Here is a 15,986-nt window from a genome sequence, read left to right on the forward strand (position 1 = left end):
TTATATATTTTCAAGCGCTTGGCCGATATCTTCCAGCAAATCTTCCGCATCCTCAATTCCCACAGAAATTCTGATCAACCCGTCCGTAATGCCGAGCTCAAGCCGGCGTTCTCTCGGAATAGAGGCATGTGTCATTCTAGCCGGAACAGAAATTAAGCTTTCAACCGCCCCCAAGCTTTCAGCAATGGTAAACAGTTTCAGATTTCCTAAAAACGCATCTACCCGTTCTTCACTGCCGATATCAAAGGAGATCATGCCGCCGAAGCCAGATCCTTGCGTTTTTGCAAGCTCATGTCCGGGATGATTTGAAGAACCGGGATAATATAACGTTTGGACAGCAGGGTGATTCTCAAGAAAGCTTGCGATTTTCCGCGCATTTTGATCGATCGCTTCCATTCTGAGTCCCAACGTTTTGATTCCTCTCATCAAAAGCCAGGAATCTTGAGGGCCGAGCACACCGCCTGTGGAGTTTTGCACAAAATGCAGCTCTTCTCCAAGCTCTTTCGAGGCTGTTACAACTAAACCTCCGACGACATCACTGTGTCCGCCAAGATATTTTGTCGCACTATGAAGCACGATATCAGCGCCTAAAGTAAGCGGCTGCTGAAAATAAGGCGTGTTAAAGGTATTGTCTACGATAAGCAGAACTCCTGATTTTTTTGCGATATCCGCCATGAGCGTCAAGTCGGTGATTTTGAGCAATGGGTTTGTCGGTGTCTCAATATAAATGGCTCTTGTGTTAGGACGAATTGCTTTTTCAACTTCTTCTCTGCTGCTCGTATCGACAAATGTTGATTCAATGCCAAGACGGTTAAGCACCTTTGTCATCACGCGGTATGTTCCGCCGTACACATCATCAGTCAACACGACATGATCTCCGCTGTTAAACAGCATCATAACTGCTGTAATGGCAGCCATTCCTGAGCTGAACGCATAACCTGCTTCCCCGTCTTCCAGTTCTGTCACAAGTGCTTCGAGAGCGGTTCGAGTCGGATTGGCCGTTCTTGAATACTCGTAGCCTGTATGCTGCCCTGCTTTCGGCTGCTTGTACGTGCTTACTTGATAAATGGGCACGGAAACTGCGCCTGTTTTCTCATCACCTGTGATTCCGCCATGTATCATCATTGTTTTTTTCTTCATATCAGATGCCTCCTTCGTATATTTGTTTGCTGATATATCGATCGCTGCTGTCAGGAAATACAGTAACAATGTTAGTTCCCGCGGATGCTTTTTTCGCTTCCTCCAATGCTGCATAAAGCGCTGCACCTGAAGAGCTTCCGATCAGCAGGCCTTCTTTTTCTGCCGCTTCTTTCACAAGTCTAAACGCATTCTCATCTGTTACGGTGTAGATTTCGTCAAAGTGATTCTTATTCATATAATCGGGGATGAACTCCATGCCGATGCCCTCAGTTTTATGAGCATGAGGCTCTCCTCCGTTTAAAATCGAACCCTCCGGTTCAACAATCACCGTTTTGACTGCTGGATTTTTTTCTTTCAAGTAGGAAGCTGTTCCTGCAAACGTGCCCCCTGATCCTGCCCCGGCGACAAACGTATGAATATTCCCGTCAAGCGCTTCCCATATTTCAGGTCCAAGCGTCTTATAGTAAGTCGATGGATTTACTCGGTTTTTAAATTGCAAAACACAATAAGAATTTTCAATCTCAGTCTCCAGCTGCATGGCTTTTTGAATGGCGCCCTGCATTCCGTCCTCACGCGGGGTATGAATGATTGATGCTCCAAGCGCCTGCATAATTTGCTGCTTCTCTGTGCTGAAATGTTCCGGGACACAGAAAATCGCTTTCAACCCATATTTTCTGGCACTTAGCGCAAGGCCGATCCCTGTATTGCCTGCCGTCGCTTCTATAATCACTCCGCCGGGCTTCACCTTGCCTGAATCGAGCGCGTCACGAATCAGCATATCTCCCAGTCTGTCTTTGATGCTTCCGCCGGGATTCATCATTTCAAGCTTGGCATACACCGCGACTCCTTCTGGAACATCAAAGTTCTTTAAGCGGAGAAGCGGTGTATTCCCAATCAGCTCGGTAATGTCCGTAATCACTGTCATGTATGTCCTCCTCCTTATTAGAGGTTGTTTTTAGAAAAACGGAGGAGAACATGCCTCCGTTTTAATGAATTCGTTTGATCACCTTTAACACAAGCTCTGTTGAATTGACAGCCGCCTGCTCTAAAAATTGGTCAAATGAAACATGTGATTCTTTTCCTGCGATATCTGATAACGCTCTGATGACGACAAACGGCGTTTTAAATTGATGGCACACCTGAGCCACTGCCGCAGCCTCCATTTCAACCGCGTATAGATCAGAAAATCTCGCACGCACCTCTTCAACCCGCTTCGGATCGTTCATAAAAGAATCGCCTGTTGCAATCGTTCCTTTTGCAACCTGAATGCCGTCGAGTTCGGAAACCGCTTCTTCCGTGATGCTGATCAGCTTTTCATCCGCCGGATAAGCAGCCGGAAGACCTGGCACTTGCCCGTATTCATAGTCAAAAGCCGTTACGTCTACATCATGGTGGCGAACGTCAGTGGAAATGACGACATCTCCTACATTCAATGTATGATGAAATCCGCCCGCTGAGCCTGTGTTAATCACATAATCAGGCTTGTAACGGTCAAGCAAAAGCGTCGTGCTGATAGCAGCATTCACTTTTCCAATTCCTGATTTTAGAAGAATCACTTCAGTTCCTTCATATTCGCCAGTTGTAAATTCACAGTGTGCGATTGTTTCTGTTTTTGCATTTTCAAGTTTGTTTCTTAGGATGGTAACTTCCTCTTCCATTGCTCCGATGACTGCTAGTTTCATCTATTCACATTCCCTTCATTTTACCGTTTGATCGCCTCCATTATCCACACGAAGTCGTTTTGCTGAGTGAATTGGACTGCAAAACTTTCAGCTGTAAACATCTCTTTCAACGCATCCAATGTAGGATAATGTTCTGTCTCTAAATCATTTGCAAGCTGATAGAAGCCTTGAGAACGGGCTTTATCGATAGCCTGTTGATACGCTTGCGCATCTTCAAAGACGGTATCGGCAAACACTATTTTATCATGCAAATGAAGGTATTTGCCATATTGCTTTATGGCGGCCCGCTTTTCTTCGTCGGTTAAATGATGAAAAGCGTATGAACTGACAATGGTATCAGCCTGAAATGGCGGCTTAGGGAATGTCAAGAAATCTCCGTCTACGATTTCCGTTCTGCCTGAAAGCTTGTCAGAAGCCAGTTTACGCATTGCTGGAGAAGGTTCGATTCCAAATACAGTTTTGCCCGCATCAAGCAGCTTTGCTGTCAAATTCCCGGTCCCCGGGCCAAATTCTAACACGTGCATTCCAGATTTGCTGACGATGGCATCAAGGATATGATCGTAGCCTCTGAACGCTTCTTTATACTGAATATCAAAGCCTTGTACTGTTTGATCATAAGTTGCTGCCCAATCTTCAAAGAGAGGGATAAATTCACGTCCCATATTTGTCACACTCCATATTTAATAATTCCTATAAGTATACTATGAATTAACGATGGAACAGTTCCTATCATACCACATCTTCTGAAAAGCAGGTACTAAAACACTTTGTGTATTTTATGCCATCTCATATTGCGCAAAAACTGCAAAAAAGCTTATACTTCATATGACTTGTGAAAGCTGGAGGGTCAAGACATGAATTTTCAATTAGATCTGATTAAAGACAAAGTGGAATTTTTTGAAGCGGCTTCATTGCAGGAGCTTGAAAAGAAAATCAATACACAAATTGAAAACAATAAAGCTATCATGCTCCGGGTGAAATCTGTTTCACACCAAACTGCTGTGGCAGAAGGAAGAATATTGTATAGCGCGGTGGTTCATTTCGCAGCAGAATCCTGAAACAAAAGCAGCCGGTTGTAGCCCGGCTGCTTTTGTTTATTTTAGCTTTTCTACTTTTGTCGGCTTCCAGCCTTTTTTATCAACCCATGTAATCGTGACTTGATATTTATTCCCAGTCGCCTTGTCTAAAATCTTGCCTTTGGCGTCCTGAGGGCTGCCGTTATTTCCGAGCCAGAGCACCGTCATGTTATCTGTTGAGACACCTGTTGCGTATGAAATGGCTTTTAGCATCTCAGCCCAGTCTTGTGAGCTTGAATCATAAGTAGCGGCATGCTCGCCTGTCTGCTCAGTTCCGACTGCTTTCCAGTCAGAATTTTCATACGTTTTTTCCACATCGCTTGATGAGCCGCCTTCTGTAACTTTTGCATCTTTAAGCCCGTCACCTGCTGTATCTGAGTCAGAGTCATCTTTTTTAGAAGAAGAATCATCTTTTTTTGAATCTGAATCAGCATCTGAAGACTTCTCAGAATCCTTTTCGCTGTCAGAAGTATCTTTCTTGCTGTCTTTTATATCCTCATCCGATTTCTTTTCCGTCTTTCCTGAAGCCGGAGATTCTTGTTTTTGTGTCGTTTCAGAATCCTTGCTGACATCTTTGCTAGAAGGACTGTTAATGAAGAGATTCGCTGCTACTACGACAATTAGTATGGATACGATTGCGATTAAAATGTTAAGCACTAAATTGGCTTTTCTGCGCTTATCACGGTTTTCATAACGAGATTGATTATTGCTCAATAATTCTGCACTCCTTTATCCCTCTTGGCTCAGCATATATTTTAACATGTGCTGAGAAGTTGTTCTATTTCTGATTGATTTCAATTTCGTGTACTTTTTTAACAATATCATAAAACACTGAATTTGTCAGAGCCTTATCTCCCGGTGTATCCATGTGTAAAACAACAAGAGCGTATTTCGGCTTATCCGCGGGAAAGTATCCGGCAAACCATTTTTCATAAAGCGTTTCTTTCTCTTTTGAAAGCTTGCCTGTCTGGGCTGTGCCCGACTTCCCTGCTACAGTATACGGAAGATCTTGAAACCTTCTGCCCGTTCCGGAAGGAGATTCTACCACCCGCCGCAGCATTTTTTGAAGCTGCTGTGACGTATATTTGTCTATCGTTTCTCCTTTAAGCTTCTGATCTTTAAACGTAACGAGCGTTGTCCCATTCTTATACTCAATTTGTTCGGCAATTTTCACCTGCCGTTTTTCTCCGCCGCGGGCGATTGTCGCCATCATATTGGCTACCTCGAGCGGCGTTACCTTTACATTTTTCTGCCCAATCGCTGTTTGCGCAATGGCTTTTTTGACTGATTTGTCTTTTTCATCCCCCCATATCACGCCGCTTTTTTCGTTATACAGCTGACGGAAATCGGTTTCGTGGTACAGCTTTCCCTCCCAGCCTGCCCGATCAGTGAGAGCCAGCTTCTCAGACATATATTCAATAACCGAGCTGTCTTTTTTCATTAATTGTTCTGCAAGACTCGTAAATGTGTAATTGCAGCTTTGGGCAAAACTTTCATCAAAAGACAAGGTTCCTTTGTCGTCCCCCGGTTCCCCGTACAGGTTTAAATTGCAATTAAAGGTTTGGCTCGGCTTCACCGTATTATTTTCGATTGCTGCCGCTGCAATAACTGTTTTAAAAACTGATCCGGGATAGATTGGCGTCAGCATATAATTTTGAAGTGTGTTTTGCCGGGACACATCCGCATTAGGTTTGCTTACAATACCCAAAACGCTGCTATTTTCGATGTCCAGCAGCACAGCTCCTCCTTTTTTCAGCCCCTGTTCATCCAATACCTCCTCCATCGCTTTTTGAATGCTTTGATCGATCGTTGTTTTGACCTGGAGCGGATAAAATGTATTGGCTTCAGCTGTATATTTGACGTCCATGCCAAACAAAGGGTTTCCCTTTCCGTCCACATGATATAAAAGCTTTGTGTCTTGTTCCGGAAGCAAAAATTCATCAAATGTCCGTTCTAAACCGGTTGTTCCGATTTCTGTCGTAATCGGAAGGTTCTCCTTGTCAGGATATTTCTTTCGGAGCAGCGCCGGATCTTGATTCGTGCTCCCTATCGTATGTGAAGCAAGGCTAGGCTTGTCTTCATTCTCCATATATACGCCGTAAATGCCTGGATATTTCAAAGAATTGATTTTTGTGATAGATTGTTTTGAAAGTGTTTTGATTTTCTTTTGCTGCAAAATGACCGGTTTTTTTGCCTTACCTAGTGTCTGGCGCAAATCGTCTTCAGACATGCCGAGGATGTCCGCAACTTTTTTGATCGGCCAATCCTGTGTCAGCAGAAAAGGGAACAAAACAACCGCAGGCTCGCTTTGGCCTGTCAGCGCCCGCCCGTTCCGATCTAAAAAAGAGCCTCTTCCATCAGAAATGAGCACTTCCTCCGTTCGTTGTTTCACACTTTCTTGGATCAAATTGATTTTCTTTTTAGAAAATGATTCTGTGAAGAACAGCTGGATTTCCGCAAGCCTCAGCAGAAGCAGAAAAAATACAATCAAAAAAGCGATGACTGCCAGCTTCATTCGTTTCGATATCATCATAAAAAAACACCTCACCCACATTGTGGACGAGGTGTTTCGCTGCTAAACAGATATTATGAAATTTTCACAATTTTCACGAGCATTTCTCCGCCCGGTGTTTGAACTGTGACTTCTTCATCTACTTTTTTGCCCAAAAGGCTTTTTGCGATCGGTGAATCGTTTGAGATTTTCCCTTCAAACGGATCAGCTTCAGCGCTTCCGACGATCGTATATGATTCTTCGTCGCCGTCAGGCAGTTCGACGAAAGTGACGGTTTTACCCAAGCCGACTACGTTAGATCCGCCGTCATCTTCAATGATTTTCGCATTGCGAATCATATTTTCAAGAGTCGTCACGCGGCCTTCTACAAATGCCTGCTCTTCTTTCGCTGAATCGTATTCAGAGTTCTCGGAAAGGTCTCCGAAGCTTCTCGCAATTTTGATGCGCTCTACTACTTCTTTTCGTTTAACCGTTTTCAAATATTCTAATTCTTGTTCAAGTTTCTGTTTTCCTTCTGCAGTCATAGGAAAAACTTTCTCTTGTGCCATGTCCCTTCACTCCTTCTGGTTGTCCCTCAACATCTTCGATTATGTATGAGAGCATAAACTAAAAAATACAAGAATGAGAACACAGGGCAGTCCTCGTTCTTCTCTCCCATATAGGTACTGTTTATCTTAAACTGAATCTTGTCGTTCTGCAAATATTTCGCGTTTATAAACAGGGAAAGAAGGGAATTCGCACATTCCCTTCCTGCCTATACATAATATGGTCAGAGTTATTTATGTCTATGCTATGGTATTACAAAATCGCGTTTTGTTCAAGAATGGTTTGAATTTTTGTGACCATCAGATCAATTGCGACGTGATTCTGTCCGCCTTCCGGGATAATAATATCAGCGTATCGTTTTGTCGGCTCGACGAATTGATTATGCATCGGACGGACCACTGACACATATTGTTCAATGACAGAATCAATAGAGCGTCCGCGCTCATTAATATCCCTCATAATCCGTCTGATGATACGCAAGTCAGCGTCCGTATCAACGTAAAGCTTGATATCCATCAGATCACGAAGCCTTTTGTCTTCAAGAACAAGAATGCCTTCAAGGATAATGACATCCTTTGGCTCTACGTGAACCGTTTCTTCTGAACGGGTGTGCAGCTTATAATCATAGATCGGCTTTTCAATCGGGCGATAATTCAATAGATCTTGAATATGCTCGATTAAATAGTCATTATCAAACGCAAGCGGATGATCATAGTTTGTGTTCAGCCTTTCTTCAAACGGAAGATGGCTTTGGTCTTTATAATAAAGGTCCTGCTGGATCATTAAAATCGAGTGTCCTTTAAATTGTTCATAAATGGACCGTGTGACACTCGTTTTTCCTGAACCGGAACCTCCTGCGATTCCAATGACTACTGGATTCTTACCCATGGGCTGTTACTTCCCCTTTCTCATCATGTTGCTCGGATAAATCTTTTTGTCTAGTTTGAATTTGACAATTTGCAGGGGATGGCGGGCAGCATCTAGCTCATTTCCGTCTTCGTCCCAAATGGTTTCAATCGTATGTGTAAAGTTTTCGATTTCCGGACCGAAAAATTCCACTTCGTCGCCTTTTTTGAAGAAATTGCGCTGCTGAAGCGTGACCATTTGTGTGTCTTCATCATAATTCAGCACTAAGCCGACAAAATCATATGTCGTTTTTTTGGCGTGCTCGCCGAACATTTGCTCTTCATAGCCTGGCGTTCCTTCAAAGAAAGCTGTCGCAGTGTCCCGGTTGGCGCACTTATCGAGCTCTTCAAGCCATTCTTTTTGAATCACAAAGTTTTCTGGATCAGCGCAATAAGCATCGATTACTTTGCGGTATACGCTGACAACAGTTGCTACATAGTGAATGGATTTCATGCGGCCTTCAATCTTTAAGCTGTCTATTCCCATTTCAATCATTTTCGGAATGGATTCAATCAGCTTCAAATCTTTCGGGCTCATCGCAAATGGTGCATCTTCTTCACCATACAAAGCAACGGCGTTGGCACCGTCTGTTTGGTAGAGATCATAATCCCAGCGGCATGACTGGCAGCAGCCTCCGCGGTTGGAATCCCGCGCTGTCATGTGATTGCTCAGCACGCAGCGGCCGGAATATGCAATACACATTGCGCCGTGAATGAAGGATTCGATTTCGATATCTACCTTTTCTTTCATTTCTCTGATTTCAAGAGCGCTGGTTTCACGTGCCAGCACGACGCGGTCAAGACCTTCTTCCTTCCAGAACTGGACAGCCTTCCAGTTTGAAAGAGACTGCTGTGTGCTCAAGTGAACCTCAACATTCGGCGCCACTCTGCGGCATGTTTCGATAATAAGCGGATCCGCCACAATGATGCCGGCAACGTTGGCGTCTCCAAGCGCTTTTAGATAGTCTTCAAGCCCGTCCATGTTTTCATTATGAGCGAAAATATTCGTTGTTACATAGATCTTCGCGCCATATTTCTTTGCGAATTCAACGCCTTCTGCAATTTCTTCGATCGTAAAGTTATCGGCATTCGAGCGCAGCCCGTATTCCTGTCCTCCGATAAAGACCGCGTCCGCTCCGTAATGAACAGCGATTTTCAGCTTTTCAAGATTACCCGCAGGTGCGAGAAGCTCCGGCTTTTTCGTAATCACACGCTTACCATTGACGATTGTGGATATTTTATCATTTACGGCAGTCATAGCTTAACCTCCTTTTGATTAATAAACCGTTTCCTTGAAGAAGAATCCGGTATCGATTTTTCTGTTCACTGGCTGGATGCTTTCAATGCGTTCAATCCAGTCTTCTTTTTTCGCTTCGTATTCGTCACGGTCTTCCACGCACAAATCAATTGCTTCTCTGTACATTTTGGTGACTTCTATTAAGTATTCAGGCGTTTTCAGGACACCGTCAATTTTGAAGGAATCAATTCCGGCATCTATCAATTCCTCGAGCTCATCAATGATGCACACATCGTTCGGGCTCATAATATGAGTGCCGTTTTCATCTTCGAAAATCGGATATTTATTATCACGTTCTTTATCGTGCAAAAACATGCCAGATTCTTTTTTCTTTCTTTCAATGTCCATGACTTTGCCTTGATATTCAAAATAGTTTCCAATCAAAGAACGCTTCGATTGGAACATGCACGTCATTCCATGCACCTGGATTTCAATTTCGACTTCAGCATTTTCTTTCATTTCGACAATGCTATCCATGTTTAATTCTCTGGCAAGCACAGAACGCGCCGCGCCCTTGCGTCCCCAGTAGTTGCATGTATAGTAGTTGGTGCCTGTTGTTTCTGTACTCCAATGAAGCTTCAGATCAGGCGCAGATTCACGGGCAGCCATCAGCACGGCAGGATCGCCGAATACCGCTGCATCGACACCGGCTTCCGCTAAGAAAGCCAGATATTCGCCAAGCTCACCCACTTTATCGTTATGGAAAATTGCATTTACAGCAACGTATACTTTTGCCCCTTCTTTGTGGGCAATCTCTACGGCTTTCGTTACATCTTCACGAGAAAACTCTCCGGCCAATCTCAAGCCGTATCTCTGTTCCCCAACTAAAAACGCAGTTGCTCCCGCCTGTATGAGCGGCAAAATGTCAGCCGTACTTGTCGGCGTCACTAAGAGCTCTGGTTTTTTCATGACGTTCACCTCTTCTTTTTACTAATCGCAAGTCCGTCCCCGACAGGAATAATCGCAGTTTGGTAATCCGGATGATTCATCAGCCAATGATTATATTCATCAATTTTTGTTATAAGCCTGCGCCTTCTCTTCGGTTCTATTTTGCTGTAATCCTCTGCCACCAGACCTTTAAACAGCACGTTGTCCGTTAAAATCACCCCGTCCGGTGAAAGCATCGGTTCATATAAATGAAAAAAGTTTTGATACTGACCTTTTGCAGCGTCAATAAAAATGACATCGTAAGGCGCAGTTACATGAACGGCGTCAGCTAATTCAAGCGCATCTCCGTAAAAAACATGAATCCGGTCATCAAGCTGAAATTCCTTGATATTGTTTACCGCTTCTTCGTGCCGTTTCTCATTGCGTTCAATTGTATATATTTCAGCAGACGGCAGCTCCAGCGCCATTCGAATGGCAGAATAACCAATGGCCGTTCCGATTTCTAGTATTTTTTTCGGCTGTTTCAGAGACAAAATTTGAAGCAGCACCTCCATGCCCGCTTTTTCCATGATCGGGACATGATGTTCTTCTGCATATGCTTCAAGCTTCTTCACGTTATCCGGCCGAGGCTTTAATAATGCTTCTATATAGTCATTTATTTGTTCATACCGGTCAGTCACTACAAACAGCCTCCCGTTCTAAAAAGGAGTGCCCCAGTCTTATGCACAGGACACTCTCTGAATACATCATGATACATCGGTAAACAACCCGATATATTTTATCATAAAACCTTGCGGAAAGCGAACAAAAGGAGAGCTTTTTGCTCTCCTTTTATTTCGCATTTTTTGAGGAAATGTATTTTTCTTTTGCTTTATTATGCTCTTTTAGCGTTTTTGTGAATACGACCTCACCATTAGATTTGGCCAAGAAGTATAGATAGTCCGTTTTATCCGGATGCAGCGCCGCTTCCCATGACGACATGCCGGCATTGGCGATCGGTCCTGGCGTCAGTCCTGTGTTTTTATACGTATTGTATGGTGAATCGATTTCCAGATCCTTATAAAGAACCCGATCTTTATGCTTGCCTGCCGCGTACAGGACGGTCGGATCTGTTTGGAGCGGCATTTTCTTTTTCAGGCGGTTATAAAAGACGCTCGCAATTTTATGGCGGTCGGCTTTTTCTGTCGCTTCTTCTTCAATTAAAGAAGCCATCGTCAGCAGCTTATGCACAGAAAGTTTGTTTTTCTTCATTTCTGATTTATATGTTTCCACATAAGAATTTGTCTGCTTGATCATTGCCTTGATAATGTCTTCAAGTGATGTGTCCGGATCGTTAAAAGGGTATGTAGCCGGGAATAGGTACCCTTCAAGCGGGTGCTTAATGTTTTGATTGAAAACATCGTTTGTCACAGTGTCCGGGAATTCTTTCTTCAGCTGATTGATAAATGTTTCATCGTCCAGCTTCGCTATGACTTGTTTTTTCGAGTATTTCGTTTCATCAGCAATAGCAGCTGCGATTTGGGTCAGCTGTGCTCCCTCAGTCACTGTGATTTGAAAAGCGTAGCCTGTAGCCCCGCTTGTCAGCTTCTGAATAATGGCATCTAAATCCATTCCTTTATTCAGATGGTAGAATCCGGCCTGAAACCCGGAAGCACCTTTATATTTCACATAGTACTGAAATGCCTTCTCGCTTTTTATGACATCATTTTTCTTTAATATCGATGCGATGGCTGAAACAGACGAACCGCTCGGAATGTTAATATTCACTGCCGTTTTACTGTCATTTTCAACAGGTTCAAGCAATGATTTCCCATATAAAAATGCCCCGCCAATGATGAGAAACAGCACAACAATGGAAGACAGTATGATTCTTTTTTTATTAAAAAACGATTTTTTTTGCTGATTGATATACATTAGGTCTCCTCCCATCAGCTCTTATACTACATGATTCATTGTATTTCGGCAATTTATTACAAAAAGAGGCCTGCATCAAGCACAAAAAAGCCGGAGCAGTATAGCTCCGGCTTTGATTTGGCACGATGTTTTACTCTTCGTCTTCGTCCGCTAAGAATGTGTTTAGTGTTTCTTCGATCATATCCCATTCTTCGTCAGTTTCAATCGGGAATAGCTCACCGTTTTCACCGTCTTCGTTTGGCGTGAAGCTGGAAGCAAGAATTTCTACTTCTTCGTCATCTTTTGATTCGATTGGATAGTACAATACATAAGACTTGCCAAACTCTTCGTTTTCAAATGTAAACAGCACTTCACAAAGCTGTTCATTTCCTTGCTCGTCAACAATTGTAATATTTTTTTCGCCGTGTTCCATTTTTTTCACCTCTGGCTCTAATTTAAGCTGTCGAGATATCCTTGTAAAATCATGACAGCCGCCATCTTATCAATGACTTTTTTTCGTTTTTGCCTGCTTACGTCAGCTGCAATCAGCATTTTTTCAGCCGCCATTGTGGTAAGACGCTCGTCCCACAGCACAACAGGAACATTGTACGTTGTTTCAAGCACTTTAGCAAATGTTTGGCTGGCTTCGCCTCTCGGGCCGACTGTTCCGTTCATGTTCTTAGGAAAGCCGAGCACGATTTTATCTATAGTATAGTCCTTTATCAGTTCAGATAAACGAGATAAACCATAATCGCCTTCCGCTTCATTTATCTTTATGGTCTCAATGCCTTGAGCAGTCCAGCCCATTTCATCGCTCAGAGCTACACCGAGTGTTTTGGTTCCTAAATCGAGTCCTAATATTCTCATTCTTTATTTACGCCTCTTTATGCTGTTCTAAATAAGACTTCACCAATTCCTCGATTAATTCGTCTCTTTCAAGTTTGCGAATTAAATTGCGAGCGTCACGATGCCTAGGAATATAAGCGGGATCACCTGACAGCAAGTATCCGACAATCTGGTTGATTGGATTGTAGCCCTTTTCCTGAAGCGCGTCATACACAGTAATCAGCACCTCATTTACGTTAGTCTCAGCAGAATCATCGGAGAAATTAAATTTCATCGTTTTATCAAACGAGCTCACCGTTTTGCACCTCTTTCCCAAATTCGCAGGCAAAGTTCAGCCTGGGGTCCTAATCTTACCATCATTCTACACTACATGGGCGAATTATAAAACGGATTTCACCCAATCTTCTACAGAAGCCAAAGCTGCTTCTAATTTTTCCGGCTGTTTGCCGCCTGCCTGCGCCATGTCCGGACGGCCTCCGCCGCCTCCGCCGCAAACTTCCGCAGCTTGTTTAACCAGCTTGCCGGCATGAAGGCCTTTCTCAATAAGGTCCTTTGTGACTCCGGCAGAAATATTTACTTTATCGTTTTGTACCGCACCAAGCACAATCACCGCAGAGCCAATCTTTGCTTTGAGTTCATCAACCATTGTGCGGAGATGGTTCATGTCTTTTGCATTAACTTTTTCCGCAAGCACGTTTACGCCGCCAACTTCTTTTACTTTCGACAGGATCGCTCCTGCTTCCACGTTGCCTAGTTTCGCAAGAAGAGATTCATTTTCTCTTTGTGCTTCCTTCAGCTCAGCCTGCAGAGCCGCGACCCGTTTCGGCACCTCTTTGATATTTGTTTTCAGCTCGTCAGCAGTCTGCTTCAATACAGAAATCTGGCTGTTCATTTCGACGTAAGCGCCTTGCCCCGTCACAGCTTCAATCCGTCTTGTGCCTGCCCCGATTCCAGATTCAGAAACGATTTTAAACAAGCCGATTTCTGCTGTATTTCTGACATGGCAGCCGCCGCACAGCTCTAAACTGTAATCCCCAACTTGAACGACACGGACAATATCGCCATATTTTTCGCCGAACAGAGCCATCGCACCCATTTCTTTTGCCTCAGCGATCGGTTTCAAATCAATATTGACCGGGATGCTCGCCCAAATTTTTTCGTTTACGATTCTTTCAATTTGGTCAAGCTCTTCTTTTGTCACTTGGCCAAAGTGTGAGAAGTCAAAACGAAGACGGTTTTCAGTTACAAGAGAGCCCGCCTGATTGACATGAGTTCCAAGAACATCTTTTAGAGCCTGATGCAATAAATGCGTTGCCGTGTGGTTTTTAATGACGCCGCTTCTCATATGGTCTTCAACTTCAGCAGTAACATGCAAGCCTTTTTGAACAGTACCGCTCTCCACAACACCTTCATGCACATGCTGGCCGTTCGGCGCTTTTTGGACATCTTTAATTCTCACAACTGCCTGCTCGCTGCGGAGATAGCCTTTGTCGCCGATTTGACCGCCGCTTTCTGCATAGAACGGTGTTTCATCAAGAATGAATTGAATGCTTTCGCCTTCATGAGCCTCTTCGATTAATTGGCCGTCCTGAAGAAGCACAATGACATTGGCATCAGCTTTGGTTTGAGAATAGCCGACAAATGTACTTTCATCGGTCACGTCGCGCAATGCGCCGCCCTGCACCTGCATGCTGCCGACATCCTGGCGGGCGTTTCTTGCCCGTTCACGCTGCTGGTTCATTTCTTCCTCAAAGCCTTCATGGTCAACCGTCATGTTCTCGTCTTCTGCGTATTCTTCAGTCAGTTCAACCGGGAATCCATACGTATCATACAGTTTAAACACATCAGCACCTGAGATGACGCTGCTGCCCTTGTCTTTTTCTTTTTTGATCATTTCTGACAGGATCGCAAGCCCTTCATTAAGGGTCTCATGGAATCGTTCTTCCTCGGTTTTAATGACTTTTGCGATGAAATCCGCTTTTTCTTTTACTTCAGGATAGAAATCAGCCATGATTTCTGCGACAACCGGCACTAAATCAAACATGAACGGACGGTGGATGTTGATCGTTTTGGCATAACGGACGGCACGGCGCAATAAGCGTCTTAATACATAGCCGCGGCCTTCATTTGACGGCAGCGCCCCGTCACTGACAGCAAAGGCAACTGTTCTGATATGGTCGGCAATCACTTTAAACGCAGTGTCCTTCACATTGTCTTTGCCGTATGTTTCACCAGAAATCGATTCTGTTGCTTTTATGATCGGAACAAACAAATCGGTATCAAAGTTTGTCGGAACATTCTGGATGACAGATACCATTCTTTCAAGTCCCATGCCTGTATCAATGTTCTTCTTCGGAAGCGGTGTGTACGTGCCGTCAGGGTTATGGTTGAACTCTGAGAACACAAGGTTCCATACTTCTAAGTAACGGTCGTTTTCTCCGCCTGGGTAAAGCTCCGGATCTTCTGGATCATTACCATATGCTTCACCGCGGTCGTAGAAAATCTCCGTGTTCGGTCCGCTCGGCCCTTCACCGATATCCCAGAAGTTCCCTTCCAGACGGATGATTCTTTCTTCAGGAATACCGATTTTTTTCGCCCAAAACTCATACGCTTCTTCATCCTCAGGATGAACCGTAACAGAAAGAAGCTCTTTGTCGAAGCCGATCCACTTATCGCTCGTTAAAAACTCCCAAGCCCATGTAATGGCTTCTTCTTTAAAATAATCGCCGATGGAAAAGTTTCCGAGCATTTCAAAGAAAGTGTGATGGCGCGCAGTTTTACCTACGTTTTCTATATCGTTTGTTCTGATCGCTTTTTGAGCATTTACGATTCTAGGATTTTCCGGCACGACACGGCCGTCAAAATATTTTTTCAGCGTCGCAACACCGCTGTTGATCCAAAGCAGTGAAGGATCCTCATGAGGCACTAATGACGCGCTTGGCTCTACCGCATGCCCTTTTTCTTTAAAGAAATCCAAAAACATTTGACGCACTTCCGCAGAAGTTAAGTGTTTCATTGTATTTCCTCCTCTATAAAAATCGAAATTCTCTTCAGTGACAGCAAAAAAGCCCTCCCCCTATGCAAACCAACGTTTACACAGGGACGAGAGCTGTCTCGCGGTACCACCCTGATTACGGGCTTCATTCGCCCGTCACCTTAAACCCTGTAACGCAGGATGTGCGGCAGTGATTAACTGCACTC

Annotated in this window: 17 protein-coding genes; 1 reads left to right on the forward strand and 16 read right to left on the reverse strand. The window is 44.0% G+C overall.

From position 1 onward, the window contains the following. The 4 genes from JQX68_RS13725 to JQX68_RS13740 all read right to left on the reverse strand — a co-directional run bounded on the left by JQX68_RS13725 (nt 1) and on the right by JQX68_RS13740 (nt 3,484). Nucleotides 1-1,140: a bifunctional cystathionine gamma-lyase/homocysteine desulfhydrase gene (locus tag JQX68_RS13725; protein ID WP_014664783.1), complete on the reverse strand. Its 1,140-nt coding sequence runs from the start codon at nt 1,138-1,140 to the stop codon at nt 1-3. Nucleotide 1,141: 1 nt separating this feature from the next. Further along, nucleotides 1,142-2,065 carry an O-acetylserine dependent cystathionine beta-synthase gene (locus JQX68_RS13730; protein WP_014664784.1) on the reverse strand — a complete coding sequence of 308 codons (924 nt, stop codon included), beginning with the start codon at nt 2,063-2,065 and terminating at the stop codon, nt 1,142-1,144. 61 nt (nt 2,066-2,126) lie between these two features. Further along, on the reverse strand, nt 2,127-2,822 hold the full coding sequence (gene mtnN, locus JQX68_RS13735; RefSeq protein ID WP_014664785.1) for a 5'-methylthioadenosine/S-adenosylhomocysteine nucleosidase: 696 nt from the start codon (nt 2,820-2,822) through the stop codon (nt 2,127-2,129). A 20-nt stretch (nt 2,823-2,842) separates the two neighbouring features. Next, nucleotides 2,843-3,484: a class I SAM-dependent DNA methyltransferase gene (locus JQX68_RS13740; RefSeq protein ID WP_014664786.1), complete on the reverse strand. Its 642-nt coding sequence runs from the start codon at nt 3,482-3,484 to the stop codon at nt 2,843-2,845. Between the two features lie 192 nt (nt 3,485-3,676). Here JQX68_RS13740 and JQX68_RS13745 point away from each other — a divergent pair, with 192 nt between their 5' ends. Beyond that, on the forward strand, nt 3,677-3,880 hold the full coding sequence (locus JQX68_RS13745) for a YrzA family protein (protein WP_071577188.1): 204 nt from the start codon (nt 3,677-3,679) through the stop codon (nt 3,878-3,880). Nucleotides 3,881-3,916: 36 nt separating this feature from the next. On the opposite strand, the gene JQX68_RS13750 is transcribed toward JQX68_RS13745, so the two are convergent. From JQX68_RS13750 to alaS, 12 genes are all read right to left on the reverse strand, one after another. Continuing rightward, entirely contained in the window at nt 3,917-4,612 is a 696-nt protein-coding gene (locus JQX68_RS13750; RefSeq protein ID WP_014664787.1) for a YrrS family protein, read from the reverse strand. A 64-nt stretch (nt 4,613-4,676) separates the two neighbouring features. Beyond that, entirely contained in the window at nt 4,677-6,431 is a 1,755-nt protein-coding gene (locus JQX68_RS13755; protein WP_014664788.1) for a peptidoglycan D,D-transpeptidase FtsI family protein, read from the reverse strand. Nucleotides 6,432-6,484: 53 nt separating this feature from the next. Next, complete coding sequence (greA, locus tag JQX68_RS13760; protein WP_004399078.1) at nt 6,485-6,958, reverse strand: transcription elongation factor GreA; 474 nt, start codon at nt 6,956-6,958, stop codon at nt 6,485-6,487. 250 nt (nt 6,959-7,208) lie between these two features. Then, on the reverse strand, nt 7,209-7,844 hold the full coding sequence (udk, locus tag JQX68_RS13765; protein WP_003225916.1) for a uridine kinase: 636 nt from the start codon (nt 7,842-7,844) through the stop codon (nt 7,209-7,211). A 6-nt stretch (nt 7,845-7,850) separates the two neighbouring features. Then, the gene (locus JQX68_RS13770) at nt 7,851-9,119 is read right to left on the reverse strand and encodes a peptidase U32 family protein (protein WP_003229802.1); all 1,269 of its coding nucleotides are present in this window, start codon (nt 9,117-9,119) and stop codon (nt 7,851-7,853) included. 18 nt (nt 9,120-9,137) lie between these two features. Next, nucleotides 9,138-10,067 carry a peptidase U32 family protein gene (locus tag JQX68_RS13775; RefSeq protein WP_040082309.1) on the reverse strand — a complete coding sequence of 310 codons (930 nt, stop codon included), beginning with the start codon at nt 10,065-10,067 and terminating at the stop codon, nt 9,138-9,140. A gap of 5 nt (nt 10,068-10,072) precedes the next feature. Further along, the gene (locus JQX68_RS13780; RefSeq protein WP_040082308.1) at nt 10,073-10,726 is read right to left on the reverse strand and encodes an O-methyltransferase; all 654 of its coding nucleotides are present in this window, start codon (nt 10,724-10,726) and stop codon (nt 10,073-10,075) included. A gap of 151 nt (nt 10,727-10,877) precedes the next feature. Continuing rightward, nucleotides 10,878-11,960: an endolytic transglycosylase MltG gene (mltG, locus tag JQX68_RS13785; RefSeq protein WP_147772301.1), complete on the reverse strand. Its 1,083-nt coding sequence runs from the start codon at nt 11,958-11,960 to the stop codon at nt 10,878-10,880. Nucleotides 11,961-12,090: 130 nt separating this feature from the next. Further along, nucleotides 12,091-12,372 (reverse strand): DUF1292 domain-containing protein, encoded by a 282-nt coding sequence (locus JQX68_RS13790; RefSeq protein ID WP_014664792.1) that lies wholly within the window; start codon nt 12,370-12,372, stop codon nt 12,091-12,093. A 17-nt stretch (nt 12,373-12,389) separates the two neighbouring features. Then, nucleotides 12,390-12,806 (reverse strand): Holliday junction resolvase RuvX, encoded by a 417-nt coding sequence (gene ruvX / locus JQX68_RS13795; protein WP_003229795.1) that lies wholly within the window; start codon nt 12,804-12,806, stop codon nt 12,390-12,392. Nucleotides 12,807-12,813: 7 nt separating this feature from the next. Next, complete coding sequence (locus tag JQX68_RS13800; protein WP_003225903.1) at nt 12,814-13,080, reverse strand: IreB family regulatory phosphoprotein; 267 nt, start codon at nt 13,078-13,080, stop codon at nt 12,814-12,816. An 84-nt stretch (nt 13,081-13,164) separates the two neighbouring features. Continuing rightward, entirely contained in the window at nt 13,165-15,801 is a 2,637-nt protein-coding gene (gene alaS, locus JQX68_RS13805; protein ID WP_147772302.1) for an alanine--tRNA ligase, read from the reverse strand. Nucleotides 15,802-15,986 lie beyond the last annotated feature (185 nt).

Origin of the sequence: Bacillus sp. LJBS06 (assembly GCF_016924995.1) — a bacterium.
Classification (GTDB): Bacteria; Bacillota; Bacilli; order Bacillales; family Bacillaceae; genus Bacillus; species Bacillus stercoris.

Bases quoted from the DNA above. Each gene is read 5' to 3' on its own strand.
- JQX68_RS13725 (WP_014664783.1), bottom strand. From the start codon at position 1,140: ATGAAGAAAAAAACAATGATGATACATGGCGGAATCACAGGTGATGAG.
- JQX68_RS13730 (WP_014664784.1), bottom strand. From the start codon at position 2,065: ATGACAGTGATTACGGACATTACCGAGCTGATTGGGAATACACCGCTT.
- JQX68_RS13770 (WP_003229802.1), bottom strand. From the start codon at position 9,119: ATGACTGCCGTAAATGATAAAATATCCACAATCGTCAATGGTAAGCGT.
- JQX68_RS13745 (WP_071577188.1), top strand. From the start codon at position 3,677: ATGAATTTTCAATTAGATCTGATTAAAGACAAAGTGGAATTTTTTGAA.
- JQX68_RS13790 (WP_014664792.1), bottom strand. From the start codon at position 12,372: ATGGAACACGGCGAAAAAAATATTACAATTGTTGACGAGCAAGGAAAT.
- alaS (WP_147772302.1), bottom strand. From the start codon at position 15,801: ATGAAACACTTAACTTCTGCGGAAGTGCGTCAAATGTTTTTGGATTTC.
- JQX68_RS13755 (WP_014664788.1), bottom strand. From the start codon at position 6,431: ATGATGATATCGAAACGAATGAAGCTGGCAGTCATCGCTTTTTTGATT.
- JQX68_RS13775 (WP_040082309.1), bottom strand. From the start codon at position 10,067: ATGAAAAAACCAGAGCTCTTAGTGACGCCGACAAGTACGGCTGACATT.
- mtnN (WP_014664785.1), bottom strand. From the start codon at position 2,822: ATGAAACTAGCAGTCATCGGAGCAATGGAAGAGGAAGTTACCATCCTA.
- mltG (WP_147772301.1), bottom strand. From the start codon at position 11,960: ATGTATATCAATCAGCAAAAAAAATCGTTTTTTAATAAAAAAAGAATC.
- udk (WP_003225916.1), bottom strand. From the start codon at position 7,844: ATGGGTAAGAATCCAGTAGTCATTGGAATCGCAGGAGGTTCCGGTTCA.
- greA (WP_004399078.1), bottom strand. From the start codon at position 6,958: ATGGCACAAGAGAAAGTTTTTCCTATGACTGCAGAAGGAAAACAGAAA.
- JQX68_RS13740 (WP_014664786.1), bottom strand. From the start codon at position 3,484: ATGGGACGTGAATTTATCCCTCTCTTTGAAGATTGGGCAGCAACTTAT.
- ruvX (WP_003229795.1), bottom strand. From the start codon at position 12,806: ATGAGAATATTAGGACTCGATTTAGGAACCAAAACACTCGGTGTAGCT.